The sequence below is a fragment of the Longimicrobiaceae bacterium genome, assembly GCA_036375715.1.
GTDB lineage: Bacteria > Gemmatimonadota > Gemmatimonadetes > Longimicrobiales > Longimicrobiaceae > DASVBS01.
In genome coordinates this window covers 280,747-293,870 of sequence record DASVBS010000031.1, presented here as the reverse complement: position 1 = coordinate 293,870, position 13,124 = coordinate 280,747, and the positions used below count along the sequence as shown (strand labels likewise).

6 protein-coding genes are annotated in these 13,124 nt (G+C 63.7%); 1 reads left to right on the top strand and 5 read right to left on the bottom strand.

Annotated features, from left to right (window positions below; genetic code table 11):
- Nucleotide 1: 1 nt before the first annotated feature.
- From VF167_06745 to VF167_06735, 3 genes are all read right to left on the bottom strand, one after another.
- On the bottom strand, nt 2–2,293 hold the full coding sequence (locus tag VF167_06745; GenBank protein ID HEX6925109.1) for an acetylxylan esterase: 2,292 nt from the start codon (nt 2,291–2,293) through the stop codon (nt 2–4).
- A gap of 316 nt (nt 2,294–2,609) precedes the next feature.
- Nucleotides 2,610–3,257, bottom strand: coding sequence for a hypothetical protein (locus VF167_06740; protein HEX6925108.1), 648 nt, complete (start codon nt 3,255–3,257; stop codon nt 2,610–2,612).
- A 286-nt stretch (nt 3,258–3,543) separates the two neighbouring features.
- Complete coding sequence (locus tag VF167_06735) at nt 3,544–5,586, bottom strand: DUF262 domain-containing protein (GenBank protein ID HEX6925107.1); 2,043 nt, start codon at nt 5,584–5,586, stop codon at nt 3,544–3,546.
- Between the two features lie 978 nt (nt 5,587–6,564).
- On the opposite strand from VF167_06735, the gene VF167_06730 reads away from it, so the two are divergent.
- Complete coding sequence (locus VF167_06730; GenBank protein ID HEX6925106.1) at nt 6,565–9,957, top strand: hypothetical protein; 3,393 nt, start codon at nt 6,565–6,567, stop codon at nt 9,955–9,957.
- A 405-nt stretch (nt 9,958–10,362) separates the two neighbouring features.
- Here the strand turns inward: VF167_06730 and VF167_06725 are convergent, their stop codons facing one another.
- The gene (locus tag VF167_06725) at nt 10,363–12,273 is read right to left on the bottom strand and encodes a hypothetical protein (GenBank protein ID HEX6925105.1); all 1,911 of its coding nucleotides are present in this window, start codon (nt 12,271–12,273) and stop codon (nt 10,363–10,365) included.
- 108 nt (nt 12,274–12,381) lie between these two features.
- On the bottom strand, nt 12,382–13,107 hold the full coding sequence (locus tag VF167_06720) for an ATP-binding protein (GenBank protein HEX6925104.1): 726 nt from the start codon (nt 13,105–13,107) through the stop codon (nt 12,382–12,384).
- Nucleotides 13,108–13,124: the final 17 nt, after the last annotated feature.

Sequence of the window (13,124 nt, the reverse complement as noted above, 5' to 3'; positions counted from 1 at the left end):
CTCAGGTCCCCTCCTCCGCCGCGGTGAGCCAGCGAAGGACCTCGTCACCGGTGGCTGCCACCCCCACCTGGAGACGGAGTGCGCCTTCCGCACCCCGCGACTCATACCAGTCAATCGCGGGCGCCAGCTCCGCGCGTGCATCTTCGAGGCTCAGCGGCGTGCCTGAGGCGCCGACAGGATTCAGGATCAACGTCGGCCGGGGCGCGAGCGACGCGAGGAGGTCGGGTAGATCGTAGGCCGTGAGCATGCCGGCGACCGCTCCGGGGATGAACTCGGGGCGATAGTACCGGGTGGTCGCCAGAGAGGCGTAGGAGGTCAGCGGTCCGACGAGGGCGATCCCCCCGATCTCCGGCGTGAACGCAGCCGCGTGCTGCAGAGCCGACCCCGCAGCACCGATCGCCACCGCGCGGATCGGTTCGGCGGATACCTCGCTCCTGCCCCGCAGCATACGGACGACGCGCACGATGTCGGCCGCCTGCAGGCCGACGAAGGACTCTTCGACCGTCGCCGCCCCGAACCACGCGCCGTAGGGCGCGCTTCCCACCGTCACGTCGTAGGAATCGCCGCGAAAGAGCCCCGGTCCCAGCTCACCGCTGCTCACCAGGTCGGGAGCTGCCACGATGTAGCCCTGGCGGACCAGCCGCTCCATCTGGCCGCCGGGAGCGGCATGGACGTGCTTCCCGTCCGGGTGCAGGTAGAGGAGCGCGGGGTGGGGTCCCTTCCCCTCGGGCACCATCAGCAGAAAGGGGAGCGGGTATCCGAGGCGGCTGGGCAGGATGTGCTTCTCGACCGCGTACCCGTCCCGCTGGTACCGGCCCGCGAAGATCGGCTCCGATACCTCTCCGGGGTCGACGTACCCCGATAGCTCGCGCGCCCGAAGCAGTGCGGTTTGTGGGTGACTGTCCCCTTCTTGTCGCGCTCGCCGCAGCGCCTCGATGCGGGCGAGGGCGGCGGCGCGCGACAGGGTGAAGGTGGTTTCTCCCTGGTAGGAGGTCAGCACCAGACCGGTCCGGCTCACCCGCAGCGAGTCGGCGGGGATCGGCGTGATCACCTCGTCGTGAGGATTTCCGGGCAGGCGAAGCGCGTCCTGGAAGAAGGCGTAGAGCGCTTCGCGATTGCGGAGGGTCGACTCGTGCCCGGCGTCGTCCTCCACCCTCTGCAGGGCGTCGGGTGCACCGAGCGCGGCGTAGGCGCGCATTGCCTCTTCGTAGGTCTCGCGGCTGCCCTGGATGCTGAAGATGTCGCGGGTGGTGGTGATGAGCAGCGTCGGCCGCGGCGCGCGCGCCAGGAGCAAGTCGGCGTGGTCCAGCCCGCTGGCGATGCCGTGATAGAAGTTCTGTTCCGCGTCCTGGGGCCCCCGCGTCTCCCAGAGGCGGCGGAGGCTGGTGATGTAGTTCTCCGGAGCCGCCGCGACGACTCGGTCGTCGAACGCGGCGACGTAGGCCGCCTGCGTTCCGCCTCCCGATCGACCGGTGACGCCGATCCGCGCTGGGTCCACCTCGGGCCGCGAGACGAGGTAGTCGATGGCGCGGATGCCGTCCCAGATCATCAGCGAGGCCTGGGAGCTCCCCGTGAGGAAGAGCTGGGCGCCGCTGTAGGAGTGATGCGCGGTGTTCGGCCTCACCAGCGTGTCGCCGGTGGCCGCGTCGATGTACTCCAGCCGCTCTCCCTGTCCCACCGGGTCGATCGCCAGCACGACGAATCCCTTCCGCACGAGGTTCAGGATGACGTGCTGGTAGGCGCTCGAGCGGAAGGCGAGCTCCGAGTGGCCGCTGAAGTAGACGATGCCGGGGCGGGGCTCGCGGGCGTCCGCCGGGAGGAAGAGCGCCGCGGTCACGTGGTATCCGGGCACGGACTCGTAGACGACCTTCTCGACCCGGATCCCCTCCCGCTCAAACGCGCCGGTGACGCGCGGCCGCAGCGGGGTTCGCTCCGGAAATGGCCCCACTACCCGAAGCAGCGTCTCGCGCACGCGCCGCTGCCGCTCCAGCCAGTCCTCACGGGTGCTCAGCGCCCGGACGTCTCGCTCCCGCTGGTCAAGATAGGCGGAGGCTTTCGCCGCCAGGTAGCGGTAGAGGGCATTGGAGGCGTCAGTGTACGCCATGTAGGGCTCGCTCGGCGAGCGATAGAAGGCGCGGAGCTCCTCCTCAGGGGGCCGGGTCTGGGCGGCCGCCGCGCTGGCCGGCGACGCACAGACGGCGGTGGAGAGCAGAACAGCGCGCAGGACGGTGCCGCAGCAGCGGAAGGCTGCGGAACGGTGTAGAACCTCGTGGAGGGCGTTGGTGCTCGGCATGGCTTGGAAGGCGGTCAGCCGACGTGTGGAAGGAAGCAAAGAGACAGTGCCGCCTGCGTTGGTGCAAGCGGCACTGAGTAGGGAGGAGGGATGCTCGGGCCAATCGCCGCAGACGATCAAGCCAACTCCGCTCAGCACAGGGCGTGCTAGCGCTATTACACGAAAGGACTCCATCACGGCCAAGACCCGAGGGCGAGCGGCACCGAGCCGTCGAGAATGGGACCGGGCTATGTACGCTTCACCAGCGAAAGAGCGGCCCCGGCGGTACTCCGGAGCCGCTCTTCTTCCAAGTGATCCGGTTGTGTCGTATCCGCGATCAGAAGATCAGGCCGGCCTGGACCCCGAAGGTGCCGTCGGCGTCCCCCACCTTCGTGAACGACCCGCCGAAGATCAGATTGCTTACGACGAGGTTCGCCCCCGCAGTGATGCCGAAGTCGTTCTCCCAGTCGCTCTCCACGTCTTCGACCTCGGCCTTGGCGAACACGATGGACGGGCTTGCGTACGGCGCGAGGAGAGCGGTGCCCTGACCGATCTCGAATGCCGTTCCTACGCCAATCCCGAGCGGGATCGAGACCATGCTGAGCTCGTCCCACTTGGTGTAACCAAACCCGACGTTCGGGCAGATCCCGAGCTGCGGTCCCGACTCCGCGCTCTGCAGCTGGAACTCGTACGCGCCCTGGGCCGCTATGGTGTGCTGCGACGGGATGTCCTCGCCCCCGGCGGCGTCCTCATCGATCGTGGTAATGGAGTAGCCGCCGGCGAGGACGATCGCATTGCTGGTCTTGCGCCGGCCTTCGATGCCGAAGGTGTTCGCGTTGTCCGGGAAGCCGGCGCTCGCCATCACCACCGTCTGGTCCCTGTTGAAGGGAACGCCACCGCACAGCTGAGCCTCCAGCTGCGAACTTGTCAGAACGAGAGCGAACGTCAGTCCTGCACTGAGTAGTGAGCGCATGCGAGTCATCATGCTCCTTGTGTCTGGTGATGGTGACGCCGGGCGGCGTGACGCTGGCAAGCCGATTCGGGAACCCCACCGTAGTTGCCGCCTCGGGACCGTTACTCGTTAGGGGTACTCGCAAAAGCGCGGGTGCAGGGATCAATGAATGCGTATTGTTAAGAGGAGCAATCACTTACGCGCCCCCAAACGGTCGCGCCCATGGCGGAAGCCTCGGGGATATTGCTGAGCGCACGTGGACGGGTGATGCCACAAAAGCAGAGCGGGCGTCGGGAGATAGTTCCCGACGCCCACTGGGTCAGTCGTGCGTGGTGAACCCTGTACTACTGACCGGTCGGCTCCAGAGCTCTAATGCACTGTTCTCGTCGCGGTGAGCAGATCCAGCATCCGCTATTCCCGCGAGCACTTCCACCTCTACGTACCGGCGGAACGAGTCTACATCGGTGAAGCATCGGAATCCGGCCTCGCTGGCAATTCGGATGGTGGCAGCGTCTTCGTCGAGCAGCACGGCGACAGGTCCACTCAGCTCCTCCTGTAGCCCATTCGGCCATGCGAGATCGAACACGGCAAGCTGTTCCCCGGTTCCAGCGTCTGCACAATCGTACGCGAGCACGCCACGCGGCAGCCCCTGGGTCGCCACCCATTCATTCAGGGCCTCCAGCTTGGCCTCCTCTTCTTCGCTTGTGATGCCCCCGCCCACGGCCGCCGGCGTAGACGCAACCGCCGGTCCGGAGAGCCAGCGCGTATCGCCGTGCAGGAGCTGCTCCATGCGCCGATTGAGCTCGCGGGCTAGCAGCTCCTTGCGCGTCTCCAGGAAATCTCGGAATCGCTCGACCTTCCATAGCTCCGGATCCATGGGAATCCACTGCGATGCGAGAGCCCCTGGGTGCGCCGCCTCCACCTCCGGGAAGTACTCCTCGGGAAGCCGGTCGGTGATGATCAGATTTGTGTCCTTGGTCAGAAAGCAGAAATTGGGGATGGCATTGACCTCCCGGCGCGAATAGTTGCGCTTATAGAGCTGCGCCCTCGGGAAGATATGGTGCACCTCGAGCCGGCTCATCTTGCCGAGCAGGCCCGCTCTGAGTGGCAATCCCGTCCCCCAGTCGCGCGCCTCACCCATGCGAGTCATCATGTACAGCACCGGGTAAAAGCGGGCTCCCAGACTCCAGCCGGTGAAGTGATCCGGCTCGGCTCTCAGGCTGCCATGCCAGAGCCGCAGCTGATTGAGCAGCCTGTCCAGTCCGTCGCCTTCGCCCTCGAGGGCGGCAAGATCCTGATCGATGAACGATTCAGTGGAGCCCGAAAACCGCCCCCACATAGCCGCCTGCACATACCAGAACAGCAGCTTGTCGCGCTCCTTCTCACTCAACGGACCAAGCTGACGCTGATGTCGCTGATCGAGATAACGCGCGATCACCGGAATTGCGAAGCGGCCGAATAGAACGCGATCGTGATCCAGACCCAACCGCCCGCTAATGAGATTCAGGGTATAGTCAATGTGCTTGGTGGCACGGTCCAGTGCATTCTGCACCTCTTCCGCGCTCTTTTCGTGCAGGTACTGGAACTTCGCCTCGCCGGTGAGCACGGTGTTCACTGAGCGAAGCAGCCAATCGAGACTGAAGTGGTAGTCGGCGCGCGCCCATTCCTTGAGCTTCGCCTTCATCGCCTCGCGCCCTTCTGGCCAGTCCGCGCAGATCTTTGCTAGTGCCAGATCGCCCTTGGAGAGCTTGGTACCTCCACTGTTGACGCGGTTGAATATGTCCACGACCACGTCGAGCGACTTGTCGGCGCCGGTTACCTCCTCCACGTGAAGGTCGATGTCGGTGATTGCCAGAAGGCGGCTCAGACGTCCGACGTACTCGCCCACCTTGGGTGCGCGCTCCGGCTGCGAAGAGAGTCGCGCCACGAACTCTCCCAGGCCCGACGTGCCCCTGCGCATCAGCTCGGTCACGTCAATCCAGAGTGGATCGTCCTTCATCTTGACCGGCTGATAGAACTCGAAGACCTCGTTCTCCAGATGAAATTGCAGCCCGGTGAAGGTCTGCGGGTTCCCGTCGAAGAACTTGGGAGGACGACCGCGAACGACCCCGTAGAGCGAGGTGATGCGCTGCTGGCCGTCTAGCAGCAGCTTCACCACGCCCGCGGCGAGTGCACCGTCGCCGCGATAGGTGGCGCCTTTCGATTCCGTCACCCACACGAGCAGGCCGCCGACGGGATGTCGACGGTAGAGCGAGTCGAAGAGTCCCCGCACCTGGTCACGGTTCCAGACATATCCTCGCTGGAACTCGGGTAGGGCCATATGTCCGCTGTCGATGTGGTCGAGGATGGTAGAAATCTTCATAGCCGCTCGGAGGTGATTCAAAAAACCTTTCGTCGTGGAGGAGGAAATCTGAAGGTAAGAGCTTGGCGTCGACGTCCAAGGCCAACGACGACGGAGGGTTGCGCGCTACGTTCGCCACGAGTGAGCGTCGAGACCTCCGTAGCTTCCTGCCGGTACTACCCGTCCCCGGGGATAGCCCTGCGCTTTCGATGCAGTCATACGTGTGCGGACCGCCTTGGGGCCACCATTGCTGCGGCGCAGGATCTCCAGATGCTGGAGCTGAACGACATCCGCTCGAAGGAAGTAGGTGCCACCCGGATATCGGAGGATCTCATCCAGGCGATCTCCAGGATCCAGCGCAGTCCCGATCAGACGTCGCGAGATTTGTGGAGCGGCGGGAGGCAGAAAATCGACGACAACTCGGCGGCTGACCATGAGTTTCACACGCCTCGTCGCGAAACAGTGAACGAAGATTGGGCTCCGTCCGAAAGACGGAGCCCAATCCAAGATATTACAATTTGATTACATATAGCGACTTACGCAGCAGTGCGTACCAATCGCGATAAGAATCTGCTCACGGTTCGCGAGAGGGTACAACCCAGAATCGCGGAGCGTGAGAACCCCACATATCAGTCCCCCTGTCGTGAATCGTTGACTCGTTCCGCGCGTGTTAAATGATTCGTTCCGGCAACCGATGATGTGGGATATTTGATTCTTTCCGGGGCGTGCGCGATTCCGCCTTGGCCCGATACCCTACGCACAGGGCGGTTCCGGCAGGAGAGGGAACTCGCATTATCGGTGTCTCGGGCAGTTCACGGTGCGATGGGGAGATGGTCTTCGGGTTGAGTTTCCAGGTCGAGAAATGCAGAGTGTGATCGGGCTGGGCTCTAATGCTCTTCTTTCGGACGCTGTCCAGCCCTCGAAATATGGCAACTCACGTGCGGCGCGCGGGAGACCCGAGTGAGCGAAACGCCTGCCAATCGACACCGCCGGCCGACGATGAGCGGCCGAGAGGCGCAGGTTCATGACGAACTGCACCGTCTCGATCCTCGGCTGGCCGACCTATTCGTCCAAGCCCTCTACTACCTGCAGATATTGGAGCACCCGGCTTCCGTCCACATGCTCTCGCACGCTGGACGTGAAATCAGCAATGCGGTTATCAGAATCCTTACGGGCGAGGGAGAAACAATCGCTCAGGAGGAGGCCGTGCACCAAGTGGCGTCGCCACAGGCCGGCAAGCAAGAAGAGGAGTCGCAACGCCGCAGGATCGCGATAGTACTCGACCTGCCCGAGCAGCACCCCTCGGTCATGACGTGGGTCAAGGCGCACAACGCTCTGCAAGGCACTACCCATTTCGGGTCGAAGCCGCCCTCTCCGGAGCGGGTCGAGGAAACCGTCCGGGCCTTTCGTGCTCTGACGGACGTGCTGTTCGGCAGGATCGGCCTGTACTTTGAGGCACGTCAGGAGATTGAGGAACTGCTGCAGGTCGAAAGGCCGACGGAAGAACAGGTGCAGCGTCTCCAGACTTTGGCGGCCCGGCCGCAGCTCCGCCACGCGTTCTTCCGCGGACTGCGCCACGTCGGATGGCTCGAGCCGCTGGCGGAAGCCGGACTCTTCCGCGAGGCGCCAGATGTCCGGACCGACCCCGATACCGGAGAACTCACCGCACCACCGTGGCCGGAAGCTGCCTATCTCAAGAGTTCTGCGTCCGAAGCACCCGAGAAGCTACTGGAGATTCTACAGGCCATTCCCGACGGGAACTCCAATCCCCTTGTCTGGCGAGGGCTGGCCGATGCCGCCCTCCGTCTGCCTCCTGAGCATGCAACCCACCTTGTGCCGAAGCTCGGCAGGGCCTTGGCGCAGAGCACGCATCCGATGGTCTCACGCGGCGTCTTTGCCGTAGCGGAAATGCTGGCAGCCGCAGGCGACGGGAACGCACTGGAGGTACTCCGGACCCTCCTTCGGGTCGTGCCCACGGAGGATACAGGGCCGCTCGCCACGAGCCCGACCGGTCGGTCTGCAGACATGCCCAACCTGAGGCACACGGTTCGTCCGGAGGCGTTCCTTTCATTGGTTGAATTGATCGCGCGTGTTCGCCCACGGGCGACCGTCGCTGCGCTCGCCAGCATCCTGAACGAGATGCTCGTGCTCGAGTTCGGTGACCTACCTGACGCCGAGTCCGTATGGCCCGATCATTCGCGGTACTGGCACGGCCGCGTGGAGGACGAAGCGGACCGCTCTGCGAAATCGTTGGTTGCCGCAGCGGTCCTGCGTGCGGCGGGCGTTGCCGCCGATTCGGAAGAGGCGGGAGCGGCGTACGTCTTCGAGCGACTCTCTCGCTATCGATGGGAGATTTTCCGGCGCTTGCGACTCGCTTTTCTTGCGGACCGGCCGGTTTTTGACCAGCAGGCTCTCGACCACGCGATCAGCGATGCAGATCTATTCAATGAGCCACACCTGTCACCCGAATACCGCGATCTACTGGTGGCACACCTCGCCGATGCATCGCCCGATGTCCGCGAGTCGATTATTGACCGGATCCGACGCGGGCCTGACGAGGAACAGGTAGCACGGTTTGTCGGCGAGGAGGACCAGGATACCGAGAGGGCCAAGTACTTCAAGGAGAACTGGAAGCGCCACCGCCTGCGAGTATTCGGACACGAGCCACCACCCGAGCTCCATGAACTCGCCACCGAGCTGGGGGTGGTTGGTGAATCGCTGTCGAAGACCCAGCGCGACCTGGATCGATACGGCTTTTCCATCGAGGTGGGAGTCGGCGGGGGACCAACGAGCCCTCTCTCCTCCGAGGAACTTCAGGACATGAGCCCGGATGACCTGCTCGAATATCTCAGGAGCTGGGAGCCTGAAGCAGGTCGAGATGCGCCGACTCCGGCAGGGCTCGCGAGCGTGATCGCCGAGCGCGTCCAAGAGGACGTCGACTGGACCGCGACGTTTCTGAGGAACAGCGCGGACGCCGAGATCGACGCCACGTACCTCCGTGGGGCCCTCGACGGGCTCACCGCTGCCCTCAAGGCTAACCGACCGATTCCTTGGGCTGAGGCGCTCAAGTTCGTCGAATGGCTCGTGGCGCGGCCCCCGGAGCCTCCGGCGACGGAGTCTCCGGCTCAGTATTTTGATTATCGTGACCCGGGGCTCTTATGGGCACGGAAGATTGCGGCCGACTTCCTGAGTGATGCCGCACGCGATGACATCGTTCCCGGAGAGCATCGAGAGCAGTTGTGGAGTGCTGTCGAGGCGCTCGTCCATTCGGAAGCAACATGGATCGGTTCTGACGATGTCCCGACGAGCATGGACGGCGTCCTCCATGTGGAGCTAAACGGACTGGGCGGAAAGGCGGCGGAGGCCGTGCTCGAAGTCGCGCTCAATGACTATCGCGCATGGCAGCGAACGGGGGCCGAATCGGGTGAGTGGCCGAACCGCCCTCGGTTACGCCCACTGCTCAATCTCATCTTGGAGCAGACTGGCGAAGCCGCGATCGCGGCGAGAAGTGCGGTTGGGCGATACCTACCGCAGATCATGTTGTTGGACGACGAGTGGCTGGAAATGCAGCGCGACCCACTCTTCGCCGGCGCGATCGAACAGCCGTTCCAAAATCCTGTGTTCGCAAGCTACATCGTCCGGAGTCGTCTCTATGGCCAGGTCTTTCAGGCTCTGCGCCCGCTGTATGACGCGGCAGTTGCCGCCACTGCCGAACATGAGAATCCGTGGACATCAGGGGATGAGAGTTTCCGGCCGGGTCGGCATCTACTCAGCCAACTCGTGCTCGCATACCGGCAACGCTGGCTCACACTACCAGCCGACAGCGCGCTCCTCGACGCCGCCTTCACGAGTGCGACTCCTGAGGACTCCGCACACGTTTGGTGGCAGATCTTTCGCTACTGGAGCGACGAGGAGGTGCCACCCGCCGACGTGGAGCGTGTCGTGGAGCTTCTCGACTGGCGCATCAGTAAGCTCGAGGAGGAAGGACGAGACGATGAACAGCGGCGCGAGGAGGCGGAGGGTCTGGCGTGGCTTGCCATGGCCGACCGCGTTCCAGCCGCCGTTATGCTCCCGCTCCTTCTTCGGACAGCCCGTCTGTCGCGAGGTAAGGTCCCCATCGCCGGCGCGCTCTGGGAGCATCTCGCGCGGATGGCGGCAGTGGACGGCCATCAAGCAGTCGAGATAGCGGTGCTCATTATCGCGGCAGAGCTCCGTGGCGATTACCCCCACTTCAACTTTGAGGAGGTCGCGCCGGTTCTCCGTATCGGCCTCGCGAGTGCGGACGGGGAGACGCGGGATATGGCCGAGCGTGTGATTCACAGGCTGGGCGATCGGGGATTCGAGCAGTTCGGCCAACTACTGAGGGAGAGTGGGCAAGAACAGGAGGAGTAGTCGCCACCCGGGAGACCCTCCCGCTTGCTACATCGAGCGTGCGGAACCAAGGGTCGATGACCCCCTTTTGCTCCCCCAGCCAGTGCTTCGCAGTTGTTCGTCCCCTCTCATGTCGCTCCACCACCACTCCCGGCGGCCATACTCCCGGCTCGCTGTCGAGACCGCCGGTCACCCGGATCGGGGGGTCCGACTCGATCCAGAGGTGCACGAGCTTGCCATCAGCGCCTTCCAGGCCGATCCAGTACGTCTGGTCATCCATCTGCTCAAGGTGGTAATAGCCGTCGCCGACCACCTCGTCGATCCGCTCGCCATCGGTGAGATACAGCACCCGTATCACCATGAGGCTCCCTTTCCTCCCGTCGAGTCTCACAACGGGGTGAGTGGGTGTTCTTCCCCGTTCATGCGTCAGTCGGCCAAGGCGGCGGCATATGCGTGCGTGCCACACGCGGCTACAAAACGTGCCGCCCAGCGAGCTGATTCCCGCACTCCACGTTCCCGATCTTTCTCCGCGAGACCTGTAAGGACGCCATGGGCGCAGTCCGGCTGGAGAAAGGCCAGCCATGCGATACCGGTGAGCCTCGCCTCCACGTCCGAGCTCGCAAACAGGGGCAAGACGAAACGGTGGTCGCGAAGCCTGCCGAGCACGTGGAGCGCGAGGTTCGCCTGCATGATCGCCTCGCGTCCGCCCCACCTCCGCGCCAGGTACGTCAGGGCATCCGTCTTCTCGAAGAGGTACTCGGCCGCCTTGCTGTCGTCGGTGTCGAAGCGCCGCGTGTGGGCCTCGTTGGGTATGCGCCAGATCGCGCGCGTGAGATTCGGTACGATGTCGTGCGCCGTCTCCGCATTGCTCGCGGCATGGTAATGCGGCTCGAGCAACCGCATGAGTTCTGCGGCCGTGTAGCCGGTCACTGTTTGATGGAGTTCCACCGGGAGCGATCTGTTCGAGATCTTGAGCGGCTGTATTTCCTGAACCGCTCGAGCGGCTTCCCGCGACACCTCGAGCGCACCGTGCACAGCGAACGGATTGTCTGCGGCGAGCTTGTCAGCTCGCTCCTGGAAACTCACGACCGCCGCCTCAAGCTCCATTGCTCGTCCAACCTTGACGGAGTTGAACGCGCAACCGGCAATCTCGCTCAGAGCCGTGTAAACGTTCAGATCATACCACTCGAGTCTTAGCCGCTCTGCGGTTGCGTACCGGGCACCGTCCGCAGGGTCACCCGCGGTGTAGAGGGCGCGGCCACCAACGGACCCCAGAGCATGGACTTTCTGACGCCGACGGCGCGCGCGCGCCCCTTTGCCGGCGTCGACCGTCGTCTTTGATATGTCAGATAGGATCTGATAGATCGACGACGTGCCTGCAGGCGACAGCGCCGCATCACGATCAATCACGTCCTGTGCCTCAGCCAACTCCACCGGACGCCCGAAGGACGCCTCAGCTCGGCGAACGGCTTCCACCACACGCTCCGTGTCAGAGGCGAAGCTCGAACCGAGGTCGAGAAGTTCATCGGCTACGTCGACAGGAGCCCACAACAGGTTTCGTTGGCCAGGGCGGCGAACTTTCCGAAGAAACGGCTGTCTCCTCGCTGCGAGCTGACGAACGCCGTTAATCAGAAGCTGCGGGTCCTCCAGACGGTCCAAGAAGGCGCCGGACGCCCTTACGGCCTCGCGGATGTCGCCGGTGGAAGGAGGCCCAGGACGGCGGTTCTCCGCAGTCGCCTCCGCGACGCGCGCCTGCCAGACCTGCTGGAAAACGTGGTAGAGATGGCTGAGCCACGTGGTGTCGGCGTCGCCTGTGCAAACAGTCGACCCGAGCGGAGCGAAGAGCCGGCAACCACGATGTCCACCGCCTGGTTGTCTGCCGAGGTCCTGTATGTCACCAGTCCTGAGCAGGCTCGCAAGAGCCGACTGCACGTCGGCCGATGTCAGGTGTCGGGCATAGTCCACCGCGTTAGCGTATTCCTTGATGTCTCCACTCCTGAGAGGCCGCCGGTGCTTCCGCGCGAAGCATTCCTCCACGAGGCGGCGCACGATCTGCCGATTCGATGGTCGAGTCTCGGGCGTCTCCGCCGCTGGTACCACGCCGTTGCCGCGCTCCGCGTGCGCAAGAACTCCCGTTCTCAAGAGGAACTGCAGGATTCGTTTCACCGAAGTCTGTGGGTCGGCGGCATATGTCTTGTCCAGACGCTCGACTTCATCATCCGTGAGTAGAAGCATTACATCGTCTATCGTCACCCCTTCCTGTGTTACGGCGTAGGCGGCGTCGACCGCGGAAAGGACGATCCGATGCTCCGCCCGGAAACTCGAGAGACCCCTCATTGCGTGACCTCCGCCTCGCCATTCCGGCCGCGGCGATTTCGCGCGTTCGCTCCCTTGACGATGGCCCGGATACTATTGCGATCTTTATCCGCGAGGCTCTGAATGGCGCTAAAGAACCGTACCGTAGGTTCCCGTCCCGATCAGGGCATCGGCTTTGTCCAGAAATGGAAGGATGAGACCGGGCAGAGACGAGTACGTCCCTTCGAGCCACTCAATGAGCTCGACTGTCGAGGGATCGTCGAGAGTCCGGTCGGCGAAGATTGCAGAGGCCCGCCGAATCAGCTCGAAAATCTCCTCGCGCCTCGGAGGCTCGAAACATACCCAGTCCGCTACCCGGTTGTTGACCTGTGGATTCGAGCCAATGGTGCGTTCGATATCATCCATGCCGATGAGCACGAGCGTGAGTCGATGGCCGAGCCGGCGGGCCCAGTCCACTACCAGCACGAGGCCACGGATCGCCTCGATCGAGTAAAGACCAGCCTCGTCGATGAAGATCATTTCGATGGCTCGCCGACGTAGTCCGTGAATGACGAGTTGCGCCAAGTCCTCCGACGACGAGCTTCGATATACACCTTCGTCGAGGCGGCCCAGCGGTGCGTGGTGGAGTGCTCGGATCGCCTGCTTCGTGTGCCCCGCGGCACGGCGACCGAGTTCGCCCACCTCGTAGTAGTGAGCCCGAAACGCATCGCCGTTCTCCGGATCGTACCGATCGTTGATCTCCGACTCGAGCCACTCTGCCGTGCTGGTCTTGCCGATGCGTGAGCGACCTGACCAAACCACAAGACCGCCACGCCTGTGAACAAGAAACGTCCGCTTCTTAGCCTGCTCCATCATCTGCGTGCGGACGAGCG